The sequence below is a fragment of the Reyranella humidisoli genome, assembly GCF_019039055.1.
Classification (GTDB): Bacteria; Pseudomonadota; Alphaproteobacteria; order Reyranellales; family Reyranellaceae; genus Reyranella; species Reyranella humidisoli.
In genome coordinates this window covers 2,283,347-2,303,626 of the sequence record NZ_JAHOPB010000001.1, presented here as the reverse complement: position 1 = coordinate 2,303,626, position 20,280 = coordinate 2,283,347, and the positions used below count along the sequence as shown (strand labels likewise).

The 20,280-nt window shown below is 66.6% G+C and carries 16 protein-coding genes; 8 read left to right on the top strand and 8 right to left on the bottom strand.

The genetic code is table 11. The features are described from left to right. Positions 1-6: 6 nt before the first annotated feature. Complete coding sequence (locus KQ910_RS11215) at positions 7-921, top strand: methyltransferase domain-containing protein (RefSeq protein ID WP_369408324.1); 915 nt, start codon at positions 7-9, stop codon at positions 919-921. 5 nt (positions 922-926) lie between these two features. Beyond that, entirely contained in the window at positions 927-1,742 is an 816-nt protein-coding gene (locus KQ910_RS11210) for a hypothetical protein (RefSeq protein WP_216959651.1), read from the top strand. Here the strand turns inward: KQ910_RS11210 and mutT are convergent, their stop codons facing one another. The 3 genes from mutT to KQ910_RS11195 form a co-directional block, all read right to left on the bottom strand. Continuing rightward, positions 1,743-2,192, bottom strand: a complete 450-nt coding sequence (mutT, locus tag KQ910_RS11205; protein ID WP_229600383.1) for an 8-oxo-dGTP diphosphatase MutT — start codon at positions 2,190-2,192, stop codon at positions 1,743-1,745. Next, complete coding sequence (argJ, locus tag KQ910_RS11200) at positions 2,189-3,427, bottom strand: bifunctional glutamate N-acetyltransferase/amino-acid acetyltransferase ArgJ (protein ID WP_216959648.1); 1,239 nt, start codon at positions 3,425-3,427, stop codon at positions 2,189-2,191. Before argJ ends, mutT begins: the two co-directional genes overlap by 4 nt. A gap of 107 nt (positions 3,428-3,534) precedes the next feature. Next, on the bottom strand, positions 3,535-4,530 hold the full coding sequence (locus tag KQ910_RS11195; protein ID WP_216959646.1) for a peptidylprolyl isomerase: 996 nt from the start codon (positions 4,528-4,530) through the stop codon (positions 3,535-3,537). 327 nt (positions 4,531-4,857) lie between these two features. Here KQ910_RS11195 and secA point away from each other — a divergent pair, with 327 nt between their 5' ends. Beyond that, positions 4,858-7,623 carry a preprotein translocase subunit SecA gene (gene secA, locus KQ910_RS11190; protein ID WP_216959643.1) on the top strand — a complete coding sequence of 922 codons (2,766 nt, stop codon included), beginning with the start codon at positions 4,858-4,860 and terminating at the stop codon, positions 7,621-7,623. Between the two features lie 218 nt (positions 7,624-7,841). On the opposite strand, the gene KQ910_RS11185 is transcribed toward secA, so the two are convergent. Next, on the bottom strand, positions 7,842-8,507 hold the full coding sequence (locus KQ910_RS11185; protein ID WP_216959640.1) for a zinc metalloprotease: 666 nt from the start codon (positions 8,505-8,507) through the stop codon (positions 7,842-7,844). Between the two features lie 64 nt (positions 8,508-8,571). Continuing rightward, complete coding sequence (locus KQ910_RS11180) at positions 8,572-10,737, bottom strand: GAF domain-containing protein (protein WP_216959638.1); 2,166 nt, start codon at positions 10,735-10,737, stop codon at positions 8,572-8,574. Between the two features lie 273 nt (positions 10,738-11,010). Here KQ910_RS11180 and KQ910_RS11175 point away from each other — a divergent pair, with 273 nt between their 5' ends. Beyond that, on the top strand, positions 11,011-12,177 hold the full coding sequence (locus tag KQ910_RS11175; protein WP_216959629.1) for a hypothetical protein: 1,167 nt from the start codon (positions 11,011-11,013) through the stop codon (positions 12,175-12,177). On the opposite strand, the gene KQ910_RS11170 is transcribed toward KQ910_RS11175, so the two are convergent. After that, positions 12,161-12,544 carry an STAS/SEC14 domain-containing protein gene (locus tag KQ910_RS11170; RefSeq protein WP_216959627.1) on the bottom strand — a complete coding sequence of 128 codons (384 nt, stop codon included), beginning with the start codon at positions 12,542-12,544 and terminating at the stop codon, positions 12,161-12,163. The genes KQ910_RS11175 and KQ910_RS11170 overlap by 17 nt on opposite strands. Before the next feature lie 131 nt (positions 12,545-12,675). Here KQ910_RS11170 and KQ910_RS11165 point away from each other — a divergent pair, with 131 nt between their 5' ends. Further along, on the top strand, positions 12,676-13,038 hold the full coding sequence (locus KQ910_RS11165) for a Rap1a/Tai family immunity protein (RefSeq protein ID WP_216959624.1): 363 nt from the start codon (positions 12,676-12,678) through the stop codon (positions 13,036-13,038). Between the two features lie 15 nt (positions 13,039-13,053). On the opposite strand, the gene KQ910_RS11160 is transcribed toward KQ910_RS11165, so the two are convergent. Beyond that, positions 13,054-14,667: a putative glycosyltransferase family protein gene (locus KQ910_RS11160; protein ID WP_216959621.1), complete on the bottom strand. Its 1,614-nt coding sequence runs from the start codon at positions 14,665-14,667 to the stop codon at positions 13,054-13,056. A gap of 111 nt (positions 14,668-14,778) precedes the next feature. Between KQ910_RS11160 and KQ910_RS11155 the strand changes: the two genes are divergently transcribed. The 3 genes from KQ910_RS11155 to KQ910_RS11145 are packed head-to-tail and all read left to right on the top strand — an operon-like array spanning position 14,779 to position 19,028. Beyond that, positions 14,779-16,965, top strand: coding sequence for a TonB-dependent receptor (locus tag KQ910_RS11155; protein ID WP_216959618.1), 2,187 nt, complete (start codon positions 14,779-14,781; stop codon positions 16,963-16,965). A gap of 49 nt (positions 16,966-17,014) precedes the next feature. Next, the gene (locus KQ910_RS11150) at positions 17,015-17,770 is read left to right on the top strand and encodes a tyrosine-protein phosphatase (RefSeq protein ID WP_216959616.1); all 756 of its coding nucleotides are present in this window, start codon (positions 17,015-17,017) and stop codon (positions 17,768-17,770) included. A gap of 22 nt (positions 17,771-17,792) precedes the next feature. Next, positions 17,793-19,028, top strand: coding sequence for an epoxide hydrolase family protein (locus KQ910_RS11145; protein WP_216959614.1), 1,236 nt, complete (start codon positions 17,793-17,795; stop codon positions 19,026-19,028). Here the strand turns inward: KQ910_RS11145 and KQ910_RS11140 are convergent. Further along, positions 19,025-20,278: an MFS transporter gene (locus KQ910_RS11140; RefSeq protein WP_216959612.1), complete on the bottom strand. Its 1,254-nt coding sequence runs from the start codon at positions 20,276-20,278 to the stop codon at positions 19,025-19,027. The two genes, KQ910_RS11145 and KQ910_RS11140, sit on opposite strands and share 4 nt — an antisense overlap. Positions 20,279-20,280 lie beyond the last annotated feature (2 nt).

Below are 20,280 nucleotides of genomic sequence, written 5' to 3'. Positions count from 1 at the left end.
CCCACTGTGACGAGCCTCGATCCCCTGCTGGTGTTCGACCGGACCCTTCTGCGTCGCCGCCGCGAGCGTGCCGCCCGCGACTGGGAGCGGCACGACTTCCTGAAGCGGGAGATCGCCGAGCGGCTGGTCGACCGGCTGGGCGACGTGCGCCGCACCTTTCCCCTGGCGCTCGATCTCGGCAGTCACGGCGACGAAGTGGCCAAGGCGCTCGGCGACCGGGCGATGGTCGAACATCTGGTGCGGGCCGATCTGGGCCGCGGCTTCGCGGCCCGGGCGCGCGGGCCGGCCGTCGTCGCCGACGAGGAGTTCCTGCCTTTCGCGCCCGGCCGCTTCGACCTGGTCCTGAGCGCCATGGACCTGCACTGGGTGAACGACCTGCCGGGCACGCTGATCCAGATCGCACGCATCCTGAAGCCCGACGGTCTATTCCTCGGCGCCCTGCTGGGCGGCGCCACCCTGTGGCAGCTTCGCCAGGCGCTGGCGGCGGCGGAAAGCGAGATCGACGGGGGCTTGAGCCCGCGCGTCTCGCCTTTCGCCGATCTGCGCGACGCCGCCGGCCTGCTGCAGCGCGCGGGCTTCGCCCTGCCGGTGGCCGACAGCGAGACGATCGAGGTCGAGTACGAAAGCGCACTCGCGCTGATGCGCGATCTCAGCGCCATGGGCGAGAGCAACCTCGTGGTCGGCCGCCGCCGCGGTTTGACGGCGCGCGCCGTGCTGCTGCGCGCCGCCGAACTCTACGGCGAGCGGTTCGCCCGGCCGAGCGGTCGCGTCGTGGCGAGCTTCGAAGTGCTCTTCCTTCATGGCTGGGCGCCGCATGCCTCGCAGCCCAGGCCCCTCAAGCCCGGCAGCGCCGCGCATCGCCTCGCCGAGGCGCTGGGTACCGCCGAAATCAGTGCCGGCGAAAAAGTGGAACGGAGCTAGACGACGTGCCTGCAGTGAAACTCTCGTTCGGCGGCCTGGTCGCCCAAAGCTTCGGCTTCGTGCTGGCCAATCTCGGGCTGTTCTTCCATCTCGTGACCATCCCGTGGATCGCCTCGCTGGCGATCCGGCTCCTGGGATCGCTGATGACACGCGACTCGCTGATGCCAGTGCTGATCGAGAAGGCCGCCGACATGGTGCCGACGGTGATGTTCATGGTGGCGTGGCAGCGCCTCGTCCTGCTCGGGCCGAACGGCGTGGACCGGCTGCCCGGCCTCGGCTGGTCGCCCCGCGAGATGGCCTTCCTCGTCCATCTGATCAAGATCGGCGGCATCACCTTCGTGCTGCTCGCCGCCTTCGTGCTGACGCTGGGCACGGTCGACCCCGAGTTGCTGGCGGCCGGTGCTGCAGCCGATCCCGAGATTGCCCGCAAGCAGGCGCTGGCGGCGCCGATCGGGCTCGGCTTCACCATCTCGATCATCCTGGCCCTGCGCGTGAGCTTCGGGCTCGCCGCGACCGCCGTCGACGAGCCGTTCACGCCACGGCAGTCATGGGCCTACAGCCGGGGCAATGCCTGGACCATCATCGGCGTCCTGTTCCTGGTGTTCTTCAGCGGCGCGATGGCCACGACGGTGGCCACCCTGGTCGTACTCGGCCTGACCCGTGGCATTCTGGGTGCCGGCGAGTCGGCGGCCATCATCACCTGGACGGCGGCGTTGCTGGTCTCCTACGGCGGCACCGCGGTGGCGGCCACCGCGCAGGCACTGATCTTCCGCGAGCTGGTGGGCTGGCGCCCCGGCACGCAGCTCACGCCGGCGCAATAGCTACAGAAGATCCCGCAGCAGGCCGACCAGCGGCAGGTCGGCGGGCGGCATCGGATACTTGTTGAGGTCCATCGGCACGACCCATTTCAGGGTCTGGCCTTCGCGCGGCTGGGGCGTGCCGTTCCATTTGCGGCAGGCGAAGACCGGCATCAGCAGATGGAACTTCTCGTAGCCGTGGCTGGCGAAGGCGATGGGCGCCAGGCAGCTCGTTGCCGTCTCGATTCCCAGTTCCTCGTGCAGTTCACGCACCAGCGCATGTTCGGGCGTTTCGCCCGCATCGACCTTGCCGCCGGGAAATTCCCAGAGGCCCGCCATCGACTTGCCCGGCGGGCGCTGGGCGATCAGGACACGGCTGTCGGCATCGACCAGCGCAACGGCGGCCACCAGCACGAGCGGACGCTCGCCCAGCGGTGTCGGACCGCCCGGACACTCGTCTTCGAACGAGATCAAGAACGGTAGCTGCCGTTGATGTCGATGTAGCCGTGCGTGAGATCGCAGGTCCAGACGGTGGCGCGGCCGCGGCCGATGCCGAGGTCGATGTCGATGACGACGTCGGAGCCCTTGATGTGCTGGGCGACCGGCGCCTCGTCGTAGTTCGGGACGACCTGGCCCGCGTCGGTGATGCGCACGCCGCCGATCGAGATGCGCAGCTTGTCGCGGTCCGCACGTTCGCCCGATTTGCCGACGGCCATGACGATGCGGCCCCAGTTGGCGTCCTCGCCGGCGATCGCGGTCTTGACCAGCGGCGAGTTGGCGACCGCCAGGCCGATCTTGCGCGCTGCGCCGTTCGACGAGGCGCCGCCCACGTTGATGGTCACGAACTTGGTGGCGCCCTCGCCGTCGCGGGCGAGAAGCTGCGCGAGCTCGATCAGCACCTCGTCGAGAGCGCGCTTGAAATCGGCCAGCACGGGGTCGTCGGCTTCCTCGATCGGCGCATGGCGCGCCGCGCCGGTGGCGACCATCAGCAGCGTGTCGCTGGTCGAGGTGTCGCCGTCGACGGTGACGCAGTTCAGCGATTTGTCTGCGGCGTCGGACAGCAGCTTCTGCAGCACCGGTCCGGGGATCTTCGCGTCGGTGAAAGCGAAACCCAGCATCGTCGCCATGTCGGGCGCGATCATGCCCGAGCCCTTCAGGAAGCCGTTCACCGTAACCGTGCGCTCGCCGATCTTGGCCTGCCGCGTCGCCAGCTTGGGGAACGTATCGGTGGTCATGATGGCGGCGGCGGCCGACGACCAGGCGTCTTCCCGGCCGGACTTGATGAGGGTCGGCACGACGGCAGCGATCTTCTCCCAGTCGAGCGGCTGGCCAATCACACCGGTCGAGGCCATGAAGACCTCGTTGCGCGGGCACCCCAGCGCCTGGGCGATGGAGCGGGTCGTCTCCTCGACTGCCTTGTCGCCCAGCTTGCCGGTGAAGGCATTGGCGTTGCCGGCATTCACGACGATGGCGCGGACCTTGCCGCGGGCGAGGTTCTTGCGGCACCAGTCGACCGGCGCCGAGCAGGTCTTGGACTTGGTCAGGACGCCCGCGATGGTGGCCCCGGCCGGCACCACGGCCAGCAGCACGTCGTCGCGGTCCTGGTAACGCACGCCGGAGCGCGCGACGCCCAGCTTTACGCCGGCGATGCGGGGCAGCGTCGGCGTCGTCTTGGGGGCGAGCGGCGATAGGGCGTGGTTGGCGGACATGTTTCTCCCCTCGGGCGCGGCTGCGGAAAAGCAACCGGCCAGCGGCGGAGACTACACCAGAAACGCCCTAAAACGTGAGTTTTAGTTGGAGGCGATTCTGGGCGTCTTTACTTCGGCGGCGCAGCCGGCTTGGCTGGCGTGGCGGCGGGAGCCGCCGGTGTGGCCGGAGTGGCGGGCGCCGCCTCGGCCTTGGTGCCGTCCATGTTGAACTTCTCGATCTTCGATCCGGACCGGACCCGGTCGAGCTGGGCCGTGATGGCCTCGCGCGCCAGTTCCTCGCGGATCTGCTCGGACAGTTCCTCAAGCGCCGGCGGCGGCGCGGTGCGGCGGTCGTCGATCGAGATGACGTGGAAGCCGAACTGGGTCTTGGTCGGCGTTTCCGACGTCTGCCCCTTCTTCAGGTCGAAGGCGGCATCGGCGAATTCCTTCACCATGTCGGACTTCTTGAACCAGCCAAGATCCCCGCCCTCGGCGCCGGACGCCTTGTCGGTCGACTTTTCCTTGGCGAGCTTGTCGAAAGGCGTGCCCTTCTTCAGCTCGGCGATGATCGCCTTGGCCTCATCCTCGGTGGCCACGAGAATGTGGCGCGCATGCACCTCTTCTTCCGGCGGCATCGACTTCAGACGCTCCTGGTAGCGCTGCTGGATCTTCTCCAGGGTGACCAGACGGGAGATCTCGCGCTGGATCCAGAAATCCTGCAGCACCTGCTCCTCGACGAAGGCCATGCGCTTCTTGAACGCCGGATCCTCGTTGGTCTTGGTCTTCTTGCCTTCCTGCACGACCAGCTTGCTGTCGATGATGCGCTCCAGTAGCGCCGGGAACACCGCCTGCAACGGCATCGAACGATACTGCTGCGGCAGCGACTGCTGGGCGATTTCGAGTTCGGACAGGCGGATCTGCTGGCCGTTCACGACCGCCACGACCGGATCCTTGACGGCGGTAGGGGCCGGGGTCGCGGCGGCGGCCGGCGGCTTCGCGGCGGGCTGTCCTGCGGGCGGCTTGGGGGCCTGCGCCGGCGGAGTCTGGGCCAGAACGGGTCCCGCGAGGAGGGCGACCGCGCCACTCAGGAGGGCGAGGCGCAGGTTGCGCAGGTCATGGCTCATGGCGGACTCCAGCAGATTCATTCAATACGAAAGGCGCAAATCGTTTACACAGGCCCGCTTGGGCCAAGCAAGCGCCGCCTCCCCGACGAGAGGCGTAATGGCTTTGAATTGCGGCACTTTTTCGTGAGTACCGCGTCCATGGCGAGGCGTTCGCCGGCGGGGCCTTCCCTTCCGACAGGTGGCGCGACGATTGCACAGCGATTGCCACTGCCGCGGCGGGACGGTTGCGCTGGCAGGCTGCGTTGACACTCCCCGACCCGCTCTCTATCTCTCACGCAGGGGGCGGGCCTATGTGCCCGCCTAAGTCATTAGAATATCGAGGTTTTCATGCTTGGCGCGCTCGCCCGGAGTTTGTTCGGGACGGCCAACGACCGGATCGTCAAGGGCTTCGACAAGACGGTGGCGAAGATCAACGCCCTCGAGCCGGAGATGGTCAAACTCTCGGACGATCAACTCCGGGGCAAGACCGTCGAGTTCCGGGAGCGCCTTTCCAAGGGCGAAACGCTCGACCAGCTGCTGCCGGAAGCCTTCGCCACGGTGCGCGAAGCGGCCAAGCGGACGCTCGGCCAGCGCCACTTCGACGTCCAGCTCAAGGGCGGCATGGTCCTGCATCAGGGCAAGATCGCCGAGATGAAGACCGGCGAGGGCAAGACCCTCGTGGCCACGCTGGCGGTCTATCTGAATGCCCTGCCCGGCAAGGGCGTGCATGTCGTCACCGTGAACGACTACCTCGCCCGCCGCGACGCCGAGTGGATGGGCCGCGTCTACAATTTCCTCGGCCTCACGGTCGGCATCATCGTCCACGAACTCGACGACGAGCAGCGCAAGGCGGCCTATGCCTGCGACGTCACCTACGGCACCAACAACGAACTCGGCTTCGACTACCTGCGCGACAACATGAAGTATCGCCTGGACGCGATGGTCCAGCGGCCCTTCAACCATGCCATCGTCGACGAGGTCGATTCGATCCTGATCGACGAGGCGCGCACGCCGCTCATCATCTCCGGCCCGGCCGAGGATTCCTCCGAGCTCTACCGCCGCGCCGACACAGTGATTCCGCAGCTCAAGGCCGAGCATTTCGAGAAGGACGAGAAGAACCGCACCGTCGTCCTGACCGACGCCGGCATCGAGGCGATCGAGGACATCCTGCGCACCGACGGGCTGCTGGCCGAAGGCATCAGCCTCTATGCACCGACCATGGTGTCGGTGCTGCACCACATCACCCAGGCACTGCGCGCCCACAAGCTGTTCGCGCGCGACGTCGACTACATCGTCAAGGACGGCCAGGTCGTCATCATCGACGAGTTCACCGGCCGCATGATGCAGGGCCGTCGCTATTCGGAAGGCCTGCACCAGGCGCTCGAGGCCAAGGAGCATGTCGAGATCCAGCGCGAGAACCAGACGCTGGCCTCCATCACCTTCCAGAACCTGTTCCGCATGTACCCGAAGCTCTCGGGCATGACCGGCACGGCGCTGACCGAGGCGGCGGAGTTCTCCGAGATCTACAAGCTCGAGGTAGTCGAGATCCCGACCAACGTCCCGGTCGCCCGCAAGGACGCCGACGACGAGATCTACCGCACGCTCGCCGACAAGACGCGCGCCATCGTCAAGCTGGTCGGCGAATGTCGCGCGCGCCAGCAGCCGATGCTGGTCGGCACCGTCTCGATCGAGAAGTCCGAGGAACTGTCCGAGGCGCTGAAGAAGGCCGGCATTCCGCACAACGTGCTGAACGCCCGCTTCCACGACCAGGAAGCGCAGATCGTGGCCCAGGCCGGACGTCCGGGCGCCGTTACCATCGCCACCAACATGGCCGGCCGCGGCACCGACATCCAGCTCGGCGGCAACGTCGAGATGCTGGTGCAGCAGAGCGTGCCCGAGATCACCGCGAAGTTCCCCGACGAGGCGGCCCGCAACGCCGAGATCGCCCGCGTAGAGGCCGAGATTCGAGCCGGCGTCGAGCGCGACCGTCCGATCGTGCGCGCAGCGGGCGGCCTTTTCGTGGTCGGCACCGAGCGCCACGAATCGCGGCGCATCGACAACCAGCTGCGCGGCCGTTCGGGCCGCCAGGGCGACCCCGGCGCGTCGCGCTTCTTCCTGTCGCTGGAAGACGACCTGATGCGCATCTTCGGCAACAACAAGGTCCTCGACTGGGTCCAGAAGAAGGGCATGGCCGACGACGAGGCGCTGACCCATCGCTGGCTCAACAAGGCGCTGGAAACGGCGCAGGGCAAGGTCGAGGCGCGCAACTTCGAGATCCGCAAGAACCTGCTGCGCTTCGACGACGTGATGAACGCCCAGCGCCAGGAGATCTACAAGGAGCGTATCGAGCTGATGGGCACGGAGGACGTGTCCGAGACCGTCGCCGGCATGCGCCGCGACGTGGTCGACACGCTCGTCAAGCGGACCATCCCCGAGGGCGTCTACGCCGAGCAGTGGAAGATCGGCGAACTGAAGGAAGAGGTGCAGCGCATCTTCGGCCTCGACCTGCCGGTCGACGAGTGGGCGAAGGAAGAAGGCATCGCCGACGAGGAGATCAAGGTGCGCCTGAACGACGCCGTCGAGCGCGTGTTCGCGCAGAAGGCCGCGCAGTACGGGCCCGACGTCTGGCGCCAGGTCGAGAAGAGCGTGCTGATGCAGATCTTCGACCAGAACTGGAAGGACCACCTCCTCCATCTCGACCATCTGCGCCAGGGCATCGGCCTGCGCGCCTATGGCCAGAAGGATCCGCTGAACGAATACAAGCGCGAGGCCTTCAACCTATTCAGCGACCTGCTGACCAACATGCGCGAACAGGTCGTGACGCTGCTGGCGACCCTGCAGATTCGCATGGAGCCGCCGCCGATGCCCGAAATGCCGACCAACATGCACGAGGTGCATGAGGATCCGGCGCTGGCCGCGGCGATGAGCGACGATCCCGCCTACGATCCGGCCGACCCGGACGGTGGCGGCGTGGCGACGCTGCATCGCCCGCGGCCGGTCACCAACGGACCGATCGATCCGAACGATCCGTCGACCTGGGGCAAGGTCTCACGCAACGCCCCCTGCCCCTGCGGCTCGGGCAAGAAGTTCAAGCACTGCCACGGGCGTGTCTAGGATCCTCGTCCGACAGACGTTCCTGCGAGAGCAGGAGTTGTCGTCGGCGAGGCCGGCGAGGAATTCAACTTCCTCCGCATGATCGAATGGCCCCGCTGCGGAGCCTGGCTCTCAGCGGCGTATCGTGGCCTTGCGGCAACGATCAGGGCAGCGAAGACTCGATACCCGCATTGGGTTTCACCTCGAACCTCGGCCGACGATGCGACCGCTGCGTGCCTTCAATTGGGCTCGCACCAGTTCAACGCCGCTGCGGGCACTTTCAGGATTGCCGCCACGGCGGTGGCCGTCGCCTCGTTCACACAGCCAAGGTCACCGGGCGCGTAGTCCTGCGCCAGAAGTTCCTCGTGCTCGAGGTGCCGCAGCCCCATGAGGTGCCCGATCTCCCGCATCATGACGTCTCGCAGGCTGAGCGAATGCTGCTGCAGATAGGCCCTCGCATCGGGGAAGATCAGCAACACTCCGCCTCCCAGCGGCATGCCCTGAACGCTTCCCAGGCTCTGGGTCCGTCTTCCTAGTTCGCGTACCCCCTCCTTGCCCGGCGCTTTCCTGATCAGCCAGCTCTGGTTGGCGCCTCGTCCCTCCGGCGAAGCCACCACGTCGATGCGAGCCACGCCATTCAGGGCGGCATTCCATTCCTCGATGGCGCTCAGCATGTGGGCACGCTCGGACTGCGTGAAGTTTGGATCGATCCAGACGGGAACGACTCGCGGCGATCCGCCATGGCGGGGGTGGTCGGTATAGCTCGGCGCCGCATGGGACGCCGTGGCGAGAACCATTCCCATCGCCACCAGCATTCCCCGAACCGATGCGAGAAAGCCAGGGAGTGCCTTCCTCGCCCGCCGGGACTTGCGGTTGGGAACACCGCCGTAGAGAGACTTCTTCATGGTGAACCCTCGTGGAGCAACGCAAATCACGGACAGTTCAAGGTGACCACACAGCGCTTCCGCGCTACGCGCCCAGCCCGGACAGGACAAAGGAGATGTCGTCGGCGAGAGCGGAGAGGAGCTGGACCTCTTCCACATCGAACGCCTGCGGTTCCCCCGCATAGATCACGAGGGCCGCCACGATCGTACCCTCGCGCCGCAGCGGCAGGACGATGCTCGAGCGATATCCGTGCCGCAGCGCTTCATCGCGCCACGGTCGTGCGTTCGGATTGGTCGCGAAATCCTGGTTGATCTGGATGGTTCCCGTCTTGGTCGCCATGCCCAGCGGCCCGTTGCCCGTGGGTTCGTCGTTCCAGGTGATGTGGGCCTTGGCGAGATAGCCGTTGTCGTATCCCGCAATCGCCGGGAAGTGGAAGGTCTTGCCGGGATCGTCGTTGGCGACGGCGACAGCTGCCATCCGGTAGTCACCGAATTCGACGAGGCTGGTGCAGATCTGATCGAAGACATCGGACTCGGACCGGGCCCGCAGCAGGATGCTGGTTGCCGCCTGCAGCGAACGCTTCACGCGCCCCAGTCGCAGAACCTCCTGCTCCAGTTTCACACGATCGCTGATGTCGACGCCCATCGCCTGACGATAGGTCCGTCCGTCGAGTTCGAAGGCGCTGACCCGCACCTCCGCGGGAAAGGTGCTGCCGTCCTTGCGGCGGATGAGGGCGCGGATCTCTATCCGGCCGCCGGCCGCCACCAGTGCCGCGGCCCCCTGATCCCCCTCGGCGGTACCATCAGGCAGTCTGAGGTCTCGCGCATCCATCCCCCGCAGCTCCTCGGCGCTGTACCCCACAGCTTTCTGCGCGGCTTCGTTGGTCTCGAGAATACGATTGTCGCCGTCCAGCACGATGAACATGTCCTGCACGGCATGAACGAAGCGAAGGTTGCTCACCGCCAGTTCACGCGCCTCATCCTGCTGGCTTCTCCACAGCGACCACACCAGGAAAGCCGCTACCAGAATGGTCGTCCCGAACACGAGGGCGATCTTCTCGGATCGGAGATCGATTCGGCGCATCACCTCGTCGTAGTCCGACTTGGCGATCACGATCCAGGGCAGGCCCTTGACGGCATACGAGGCAGCAAGGACCCTCTTGCCGCGGTAGTCCAGAGCCTCCCGCACGCCGTCTCCCTGGCGGATCGCGGCGGCGGCAGTGAGGTTCGGCGTCGACAGAGGCAGGCGGAGCCCGGAGGGCGGGATTGGGCGCTCCCAGAAGCGCGGTGCCACCAGGAAGAGGGCGTCATCGCCGTCTCGACGCACGACCAGGACTTCCGATGTCGGGCTGTCGCCCGGCCAATTCTGAATTTTCCGGAACAGCTCGACACTCGGGTCGACCATGAGCACCACGACGAACTGGCCCGAGGACTGGCCAGCCGCGGGCGCGCCGGCATTGAACGGTTGCGCGAATGCCATGCTGGGGCTCGGGGGGGAGCCGGCATCGAGTCGGAGCGGTCCGATCATCAGCTTGCCTTCGCGTGCCGCTTCACGCACGAGGCCTTCGACGCGGTCATGATCCTTGTGACCGGGAGCGCCGCCCACCTCGACCAGCAATTGCCCATCGGCCGAAAACAGCATGATTTCACGCCGCTCGGGATGTCCGATCAGCATCTGGTACAGGAGTAGTTCAACGAACTGGCGCAGTTCCGCACCGGCCTCGATCTGGCCGAACGGCAACCCCTTGATGGACGTGACCAGAAACCCCAGGTCGATCGCTCTTTCAGCGACCCACTGGTCGATCTGCTGCGCCTTGAGGCGGGCGATACCGGCCTGCTGGGTCAGCCGCTCGTCGCGAAAGGCGGCCCGCAGATCGCTGGTGAGAAGGTATCCGATACCGGCGATGCCCAGCGCAAAGGCGGCGAACACGCCCACCAGCAACCGGTTTCTGCTCTTGAGGACCGCTTCTTCGCGAGCCCCGTGCCGCACGGTCTTGCGAAACGAACGCTGGAAGAAGACGCCGAAGGCGATCAGGGCGATCACGAGGCCAAGCGCCAGCAGCGCTCCGCGCGAAAACAGATCCTGCATCGCACGCTCGAATGACGGGAGCATCTCAAGCCACTCCACGAGCGTGAGCAGGGCAGCGACAAGCATCAACCCGACCAGCGCCGCGAGCGAGATCCAATAGATCTGCCGCGTGGAACCAGTCTTGGGTTCCGTCCCGGAGTGAGGAAGCTGCTGCTGTGTCATCGCCAACCGAACTGGGTGCCTCTACCGTCGCCTGAGCGCGCCGCGTACTTGGCCACCCCACACTAGAGCCAAGGCGCCGGCCGCGCCCTTGATCCAGCGCAATCATCGACCCGCCGCCGATGACCTACAATGGGCTGGTGAACTCAGAAGTGTTTGCATGGTACGTATTTTGTCGACGCTAGGGAATTCCTCCCGGCGTTGCTGCGAGACGAGGGCCAAGCGTGGCGCACTCCGAACCGGTGGCCGCGCCCGGCGGCCGAGATGCTTAGATGGTTGTCGGCCTTTGCGATCAGCGTCCTCTGCTGGAGTTTCGCGCCGGAGACCCGTGCCTTAACCATTACCCTCGACAGCAGGTCGATTCCCGGACTGACCCCTAAGGCCCCCCTTGTCGCCCATACGCTTCGCATCAGCGGCCGTTTCGAGCAGGGCGACGGGGACAAGCTGCGGGTCATGCTGGCCGGCCTCAAGAACAAGACCGTCAGGATCGCCAATCAACCCCTGGCAACCGCCGAACTCAGCAGCAGCGGGGGCGACCTGCTCGAAGGCCTGAAGGTCGGGTATCTTTTTCGTGAATTCGAGGTGGCCACGCTCGTGCGCAAGGGCGACATCTGCCTCTCCGCCTGTGCGATGGCGTTCCTGGGCGGTACGGCCAGCCGACAGTCGCCCACGCCGCTGCCCAGCCGCACCATCGAGATCGGCGGTCAAGTCGGCTTCCACAATTTCACGCTGGATGCCACGGCGGTCCAGAGCGAGACGAAGGGCGATGCCACGGCGGGAATAGCCCGCGGCTTCGGACTGGGCAGGGCCGGCGCGTCGGCGCTGATCCGCTATGCCGCCGACCTCGGCGTCGACCCGGGCTTCATCGCGCAACTGCTCGCGCGACCGCCCGACACCTGGCTCTACGTCGACACCGACGAAATGTTCCTGACCGTCGGCGCCTGCCCGAGCGGGCCCGAACCGCCGCTGGGCCGCCTCGAACAGCAGGCCGTTAATGTCTGCAATCACGCAAGCGGCGGGGCCGGTGTCGCCGAAGCTTCCCAGGCGCAGCCGATGTCGGCCCGCGAGGCCAAGCGCTACCTGCTCGAGCAGGTCCAGCGGAACATCGCGAGCGCGAACGTCAAGGGGCCGCTCGTCGGACAGCTCGCGGGCGTCCTCGCCTCCAAGGACGACCGGCTGATCGACAGTGTGTATGCGGACCTGCGTGCCGCGGGGATCTCGTTGCCGGAGCAGGTGGGCCGAAGCTTCATCGTCAGCGGGTATGCTTTCGGTGAACTGCAGGCCGACTGCCACGTGAACCTGTTGGGGGGCGATCCCAACAAGTTCGACTTTGTCCTCATCATCAGGGGAGTGGGCCTTTCCCGATCCTTCGCCCTCCCGCCACCGATGTGCCCGGCTCTCTTCCGGTACGACGGTCAGCAGGTCATCAATCCGAAACGCTGAGCGCCTGTTCCTTCAGCCAGGCGCGGGCCTTGGCCTCCGTCTTGAAGAGCCGGGCCGGCCGCTTGGACGGCGAGAGGTTGACGAAGCGCCGGAAGGCCAGCTGCACGGCGTCGCTGATGGCCACGACGGCCAGGGGACCGCTCGGGAAATGGGACGTATAGGCGCTGAGCCGCGCGCCCATCGCCATCACGTCGTTGTCGTCATAGACCGGCTTCAGCGCCGTCGCATCGAACAGCTTCGAATAGGCCAGTGCGTTGGCCACGACGAGGGCATCGAAATGCTCCTCCATCTCCTTCAGGGTCACCTCCCCTTCTGCGACGACATGGATGAGTTTTTGCTCATGCAGGATTTCCCAACGCAGCGGCATTCCACAACTCCGAAGCCCCTCGTACAGGCCGGCAGCCTATCACGGCCCGATCGATGCTGGCCAAAACCTGTTTCGTGCCCACAGGGCGCGCTATCATTCCTCACGTCCGGTGTTGGCGAAGAGATTGGCGCATGAAAATGTCTCGCGTTCTGGCAATTCTCGTGGGCCTGTCGATGGCCTCGCCCTGGGCCGCTCCCGGCGCGCGGGCGCAGCAGGACACGGGTTCGGCCAACTACATCATGCTGGGCTGCGAGGCCTTCCTGCTCGACCCCATCCCGACCTCGCGACTGCTTCTGGCCGGCGTCTGCGCGGGCATCATCGACACGCTGCAGGTGATGAAACCTAATATCTGCCTGCCCGGCATCGCTACGCGCCGTCTGCTGGTGCGCGGTGTCGTGAGCTATATCAACACCATTCCCGCACGCCTGCACGAGAACTTCATCGAGCTGGCAAGCGAAGCCCTCGAACAGACCTGGCCCTGTGCGCCCAAGTAAAGCAGTCCACCGGGCTCACTCGACGACGTAGAAGCAGACGAACCCGTCGAGCGGCGTCTCCTTCCATTCGGAAGGCTTGTAGTCGACGAACTGTTCCATCATCGCCTTTGCCTTGCCCTCGCCCACGAGCCTCTGCTGCACGATGATGTAGAGGCGCGGCACGCGGCCGCGGAACTTGAGGTTCCGCATGTCCTCGATCGACCAGAAGTCGGCGTGGTTGGCCATGACCCGGACGTTGCGCACCTCGAGGCCGATCTCGGGCGACGGCACGAAGATCAGGGTGGAGCCGCGGTCGGGCGCCGGCACGTCGATCGTGCGGAGGAACTTCACGACCGCGTCGTTGGCAGTGGAGTGCCGGAAGTCGCGCACGCCCAGCGGATGGCCGAGATTGACGACGACATGCTTGGCGTGGGCCGCCAGCCCATAGAGCACGCCGACCAGCGCCATCATGACGCCCGCCGCCCGCAGCAGCCGGCTCGGCACGATCAGGAATGCCTGCACCGCGCCGACCAGCAGCAGCAGCGAGACCGGACGGAAATAGCGCTCCTCCTGGCCGATCGTGGCGCCCCGCGCCCACAGGAGCAGGAAGACGGCGGCGTAGGCCAGCGTCGTCAGGCCCACGAACACCAGGTAATCGGCATGGCTCCGGCGCAGTTGCCGCCACATGACGACAAGCGTGACCGCGGCCGGCAGCGCGAGGATGTAGCCCACCGCCAGTTGCGAACCGAAGATCGCACGGCTGGGATGGAGCAGGATGAAGTTCCACATCTCGCCGAACGAGAGCGCGGCGCCCCAGACGCAGCTCAGGATGAAGATCGCGTGGGTGACGAACACCGACCACTGGATCGACGCCACCGTCGAAGCCGCCGTCCAGCCGCGGGAGTACCAGGCGTAATAGAGGACGACGCCCACGATCGCGATGGCGATGCCGGCCACCAGCCCGCGACGCACCGTATCGACCTTGTCCCGCCACGGGTGCGGTCCCGAGAGCACCGCTGCCGAGATGGCGGCACAGGCCAGGACGACGGCTGACAGCTTGGCGAAGAACATGACGGCCGTGCCGAGCACCAGCGGCGGCACGGCGAACCAGCGCAGGTCCCGCAGCCGCCACACGAGCAGCAGGAACCACGGCGCGATTCCGAACAGCAGGATCTCGCCGCCGATGAAGATCACGAACGGAAAGGCGAAGCCGCGGCTGCAGACGATCAGCACGAGCGAGATCGCGATGACATGCGGCGGAAAGCCGAAGGCGCGATAGAGCGTCCACCAGCCCAGCAGGCCGATTACCGAAAAGACGGCGACCGTCGCGATCACCGCGTGGCCCAGGCTCAGGCCCAGTTCCTCCAGGACACCCGGTACGACATGCTGTCCCGGCGACCAGATCGACATGAAGGTCGAGATGTCCTTCGTGATGTCCTGCGGATCGGGAGAGGCCCAGTGGTTCCAGGGCAGGCCGTGGCGGAGGTCCCACCCCAGCAGCCCCCAGCCGCTGTCGGACCAGATGACCGGCCGGACGATGGCATTGATCAGCGTATAGGCCAGCACGATCGCCACGATCAGGGCGCAGCAGGCAATGACGATGGACTTTGGCGACGCGATTGGCCCGCCGCTCCGGACTTCGGGACTCATGCCCCCTGAATACACCGGCGCCCGCATGAGCCCTATCGATTGACGTCTTAAAATGTTATACTATAACAATTAATAGTATAACATTATCTGACGGGCGTAGGGAGATTTCGGATGCAGCGGATCGGCGTATCGGCACTCGCTCTGGCAGCAGGTCTTTCCGCAGCCCAACCGGCTTTCGCCCAGTCTCCGCAGCCTTCGGCGCCGCCCAACCCGACCGAGGCCCAGCCTGCCACCCTGCCGGACGCCGCATCGGGCGCGCTTGCTATCGAGGTGGTCGGCAAGCGACTCGACCGCGAGCGCAGCGAGATCCAGCCCAGCCTCGGCGCCACGCGCTACGATTTCAGCAAGACCGCCATCAGCAACACGCCCCAGGGCGAGAACGCGCCGTTGAACCAGGTACTGCTGCGCGCACCCGGCGTCGTTCAGGACGGCTTCGGCCAGATCCATGTCCGTGGCGACCACGGCAGCCTGCAGTACCGGCTGGACGGCGTGCAGTTGCCCGAGGGCCTGGCGCTGTTCAGCAGCATCCTCTCGCCCCGCTTTGCCGACCAGCTTTCGCTCATCACCGGCGCGCTGCCCGCCCAGTACGGCCTTCGCACCGCCGGCGTCGTCGACATCGCCGTGAAATCCGGCACGACCAATCCCGGCGGCGAGGCCTCGATGATGACGGGCTCCTACAACTGGCTGCAGCCCGCCCTCCAGTACGGCGGCCGTTCCGACAAGTTCGATTATTTCGCCGTCGGCCAGTATGTCAGCAACGGCATCGGCATCGAGAACCCGACCTCGTCTACCGCTCCGCTGCACGACGACACCGCGCAATGGTATGCGCTCACCAAGCTCACCGCCCTGGTCGACGACAATACGCGCCTCAGCTTCATCGGCGGCGGCGCCAGCGCGCGCTACCAGATCCCCAACGTGCCCGGACAGGCGCCCAGCTTCCCGCTGAACGGCATCACCGACTGGAACAGCGCGCTGCTCGACCAGCGCCAGTGGGAGGACACCTACTTCGGCATCGCCTCGCTGCAGAAGAGCTACCAGGATTTCAACCTGCAGCTCTCCGGCTTTGCCCGCTACTCCAAGCTCTCCTACCAGCCCGACGCGCTGGGCGACCTGCTCTACAACGGCATCGCGCCCTGGTCGCAGCGCTCCAGCCTCGCGGTCGGCGCACAGGGCGACGCCAGCTGGAAAGTCGCTTCCAACCACACGCTGCGCGGCGGCTTCCTCGTCCAGCGCGAGCGCGTCACCAGCTTCAGCCAGAACAACGCGCTGGGCCTGGTTCCCGATCCCGCCGATCCAACGGCGATGATTCCCGGCACCGATCCGGTGGGCTTCACCGACGGTTCCGACATCGTCGGCTGGACCTACAGCGTCTACCTGCAGGACGAGTGGAAGGTGATCCCGAACGTCACGATCAACTTCGGTGCCCGCTTCGACGCGATCTCCGGCCAGATTTCCGAGAACCAGGTCAGCCCACGCATCAACGTCGTCTGGGAGCCGACGCCAGAGATCGCCTTGCGGGCCGGCTACTCGCGCTACTTCGTGCCGGCGCCGCTCAACCAGGTAGGCTTCGGCTCGCTCGCGGTCCGCGCCGGCACCACCGCCGAGCCGGAGAACTTCCAGAACGATCCGGTCAGGGCCGAGCGGTCCGATTACTTCGACGTCGGCCTGACCGTGAAGCCAGTCGACGGCCTGACCGTCGGCTTCAGCGGCTACTACAAGATCGCCGAGAACTATATCGACAAGGGCCAGTTCGGCGCACCCGTCCAGCTTGCCTCCTTCAACTACGCCAACGCGCAGGTGAAGGGCTTCGAGCTCTACGCCAACTACGACAAGGGTCCGTGGTCCCTCTACGGCAACCTCGCCTGGTCCAAGGTCAACGCCACCAACATCACGTCGGCTCAGTACAATTTCTCGCCGGGCGATCTCGCCTATATCGGCAACTACTGGATCACCGCCGACCACGACCAGGGTTGGACCGGTTCCGCCGGCGCCGCCTATGTCTTCAACTCCGGCAGCGACTGGGCCACCCGCGTCTCCGCCGACATGCTGTTCGGCAGCGGCCTGCGCACCAGCGTTATCACGCCCAACGATACGTCCCTGCCGGCCTATGCCACGCTCAATCTCTCAGTGACCCAGAAGGTGCCGCTCAGCGGCAGCAAGGGCACACAGATCCGGCTCGACGCGATCAACGTGACCGACGGCGTCTACGAACTGCGCACCGGCGAGGGCGTCGGCGTCGGCGCACCGCAATACGGAATGCGCCGCGCCTTCTTCGTGACGCTGGCGCAAAAATTCTGACCCGCAATCGACATGATCGGGAGGGCCAGGGCGTGCTAGAACCATGCCCATGCCCGACACAATTCTCCCCCACGTCCTGCACCTCAAGGGCGGCTCCAACTTCCGCGACCTCGGCGGCTACACGACCGCCGACGGCCGCACCGTCCGCCGCAACGCCGTCTTCCGTTCCGCCCATCTCGGCGGCCTGACCGACGAGGATCGCGGCGCGCTGGGCAAGCTCGGCGTGCGCACCATCGTCGATCTGCGCGGCGTCAACGAAGCGGCCGAGACGCCGCATCTGGTCGAAGGCCTGGCCTGCCGCATCGTCGGCGCGCACATCGAGCCCGGCGTCGGCGACAAGATCCGCGGCGCCGTGGCCGACGGGTCGGCCAATCCGCACATCATGATGCAGTTCCTCACCGACCATTACCGCGACTATCCGCGCCGCTGCGCACCGGGGTTCCGCACCCTGTTCGCCACCTTGAGCGACGGCGAGCACCGGCCGCTGGTGTTCCACTGCACCGCCGGCAAGGACCGCACCGGCTTCGCCTCCGCCCTCCTCCTCACCCTGCTGGGCGTGCCCTGGGAAACGGTGATGGAAGATTATCTTCGCACCAACGACCTGTGGACCGGCCATATCGGCCGCTACCCCGAACTCGACATCGACACCCGCGCCGCCATCATCGAGGCACGCACGCCCTATCTCGAAGCCGCCTTCGACGTCGTGCGCGGCGACTTCGGCACGCCGGAAGCCTTCGCCGAAAAGGCGCTGGGCCTCGATGCCGCGGCGCGCGACCGGCTGAAGAGCGATTTGCTGGAAGGGTGAGTTCCGCGCTACGCCTGTCGGCATGGCCGACACGCGCTATGAGACTCCCGAGCCCTTCAAGGTCGACATTCCCGAACGGGCGCTGATCGATCTCGACGAGCGCCTGCGCCGCTGGCGCCCGCCAACGGCGATTGAGGACCGGGGCTCCTGGGCCTCGGGCACCGATCCCGCCTTCCTCGCCGAACTGGTCGACTACTGGCGCCACGGCTACGACTGGCAGCGCTGCCAGGAAGCAATCAACCGGTGGCCCAACTACCTGGTCGATATCGGCCCGCAGCGGCTCCACTTCATCCGCGAGCCCGGCACGGTGGTCGAGGATGCGCCGCGGCCTATTCCACTGGTCGTGACGCACGGCTGGCCGGGATCGATCGTCGAGTTCCTGCACCTCGTCGACGTGCTCGCCCATCCCGAGGAGCATGGCGGCGATCCGCTCGACGCCTTCGACGTGATCGTGCCGTCGTTGCCGGGCTATGGTTTCTCCGGTCCGCCGATCCGCGCCGACGGCACGACGGGCCCGATCGGGCCGCGCGCCATCGCCGGCCTCTGGCACAAGCTCGTCACCGAGAAGCTCAACTACGACCGGCCCTATGGCATCCAGGGCGGCGACTGGGGCGCCGTCGTCTCGTCGTGGCTGGCCTTCGATCATCCGCAGAAGGACGACTCGGGTGTGCTCGGCGTCCATCTCAACATGATGGGGCTCCGGCCGGGCCTCGATCTCAAGACCGCGACGCTCAGCGCCGACGAGCAGGCCTGGCTGGCGAAGATGGGCACCGCGCTCGACGACAAGACCGCCTACCAGCGCATCCACGCCACGCGACCGCAGACCCTGGGCGTGGCGCTCAGCGACTCGCCGGTCGGCCTCGCGGCCTGGATCGCGGAGAAATTCCAGGCGTGGAGCGACTGCGGCGGCGATCCGCTGAAGCGCTTCTCGATGGATACGCTGCTCGACAACATCATGGTCTATTGGCTGACCGGTACCGCGGGCACCTCGACCTGGCTCTATCGCGGCGCCGCCGAACAGAAGCCGCGTGCATTGCCGGAAGGCGCGAAGGTCGAAACGCCGACCGGCTTCGCCGCTTTCCCCGCCGACATCGCACCGGCGCCGCCCCGGGAATGGATCGAGCGCGCCTTCAACCTGCGTCGCCACACGGTGATGCCGAGCGGCGGCCACTTCGCGGCACTCGAGGAACCGGACCTGCTGGTCGAGGACATCAGGGCCTTCTTCCGCCCCCTGCGCTACGGCGCGGCGAACGATTAGAGCGCGAGGGAACGCGGCCGCCGGGCGACGAGCGCGGCGATCACCGCCAGCGAGGCGAGCGTGCCGAAGAGCAGCAGCGAATCGGTGTAGGTGCCGCTCCAGTCGCGCAGCATGCCCGACGCGAGCGGCCCCACCGCCTGCGCCGTGACCTGCAACGAGAGCGCCACGCCGCGGATCGCACCATAGCTCTCGCGCCCGAAATAGTCGGCCCAGGCCACCGGCAGCAGCAGCATGACGCCCCCTATGCCGATGCCGAACAAGCCGGCTGCCGCCATCGCGGTTTCCACTCCCGAGATGAAGATCAGCCCATAGCTGCCAAACGCCATGCACACCGCACAGACCGCCATCAGGTAACGCACCGGCCAACGGCGCGGCAGGAAACCGATACCGAAGCTCGCCACGCCCGAGACCATCGCCACGAAGGCGATGACGGAAGCCGCCGCGACGGGCGACAGGCCGCGCTCGATCAGGTGCGGTGCATTGTGCAGGCTGACACCCGCCTGCACGGGAAACAGCAGGACGGTGTAGAGAGAGAGCAGCCAGAAGGCCGGCGTGCGCATCGCCTGCGCCCGGCTCCAGCGCGGCTCGACCAGCGGCGGCGCCTTGCCGTCGGCCAGCCGGTCGGGCTGCAGGCCAACGTCCTCGGGCCGCCGGACCAGCAGCAGCCAGCACGGCACGAAGCCGACCAGGAGCACCGTGGCGCCGACCGCGATCCAGCCAGCGCGCCAGTCCGCGCCGCTAATGGCGAACTGGGCGATCAGCGGCAATCCGACCAGCCCGGACATCTGCGCCAGCGTGGCGAACGACGCCGCGATGCCCCGGCGCGCCACGAACCAGTTGTTGAGTGCGCTGTAGAGCCCGAGGTCGAATGGCCCCGCCCAGATCATGCGGGCGAAGCAGAACAGCAGATAAAAAAGCAGCAGCGACTGGATCAGCGACAGCGCCATGCAGGCGATACCCGTGCCGGCAACCGCGAGGCAGAGCACGAGGCGCGCGCCGCGGCGGTCGACAAACGGGCCGATCACCGGCGAGATGATCGCGGCCAGCACGCCGCCCAGCGACACCGCACCCGACATCTCGGTGCGCGACCAGCCGAACGCCTCGGTCATCGGCACGACGAAGATCGACAGCACCGCGACCGCCGGCCCCTGCCGCGCGAAGCCCGCAAGGCAGATGCAGCCCAGCACCACCCAGCCGTAGAAGAACGGCAGCCGCGGGATCAGGAATCGCGGCAGGGGCGGTGCTTGCATGC

Excerpts from the sequence above, each read along its gene's own strand:
- argJ (WP_216959648.1), bottom strand. The coding sequence starts at position 3,427 with ATGTCCGCCAACCACGCCCTATCGCCGCTCGCCCCCAAGACGACGCCG.
- KQ910_RS11195 (WP_216959646.1), bottom strand. The coding sequence starts at position 4,530 with ATGAGCCATGACCTGCGCAACCTGCGCCTCGCCCTCCTGAGTGGCGCG.
- secA (WP_216959643.1), top strand. The coding sequence starts at position 4,858 with ATGCTTGGCGCGCTCGCCCGGAGTTTGTTCGGGACGGCCAACGACCGG.
- KQ910_RS11185 (WP_216959640.1), bottom strand. The coding sequence starts at position 8,507 with ATGAAGAAGTCTCTCTACGGCGGTGTTCCCAACCGCAAGTCCCGGCGG.
- KQ910_RS11180 (WP_216959638.1), bottom strand. The coding sequence starts at position 10,737 with ATGACACAGCAGCAGCTTCCTCACTCCGGGACGGAACCCAAGACTGGT.
- KQ910_RS11170 (WP_216959627.1), bottom strand. The coding sequence starts at position 12,544 with ATGCCGCTGCGTTGGGAAATCCTGCATGAGCAAAAACTCATCCATGTC.
- KQ910_RS11165 (WP_216959624.1), top strand. The coding sequence starts at position 12,676 with ATGAAAATGTCTCGCGTTCTGGCAATTCTCGTGGGCCTGTCGATGGCC.
- KQ910_RS11160 (WP_216959621.1), bottom strand. The coding sequence starts at position 14,667 with ATGAGTCCCGAAGTCCGGAGCGGCGGGCCAATCGCGTCGCCAAAGTCC.
- KQ910_RS11155 (WP_216959618.1), top strand. The coding sequence starts at position 14,779 with ATGCAGCGGATCGGCGTATCGGCACTCGCTCTGGCAGCAGGTCTTTCC.
- KQ910_RS11150 (WP_216959616.1), top strand. The coding sequence starts at position 17,015 with ATGCCCGACACAATTCTCCCCCACGTCCTGCACCTCAAGGGCGGCTCC.
- KQ910_RS11145 (WP_216959614.1), top strand. The coding sequence starts at position 17,793 with ATGGCCGACACGCGCTATGAGACTCCCGAGCCCTTCAAGGTCGACATT.
- KQ910_RS11140 (WP_216959612.1), bottom strand. The coding sequence starts at position 20,278 with ATGCAAGCACCGCCCCTGCCGCGATTCCTGATCCCGCGGCTGCCGTTC.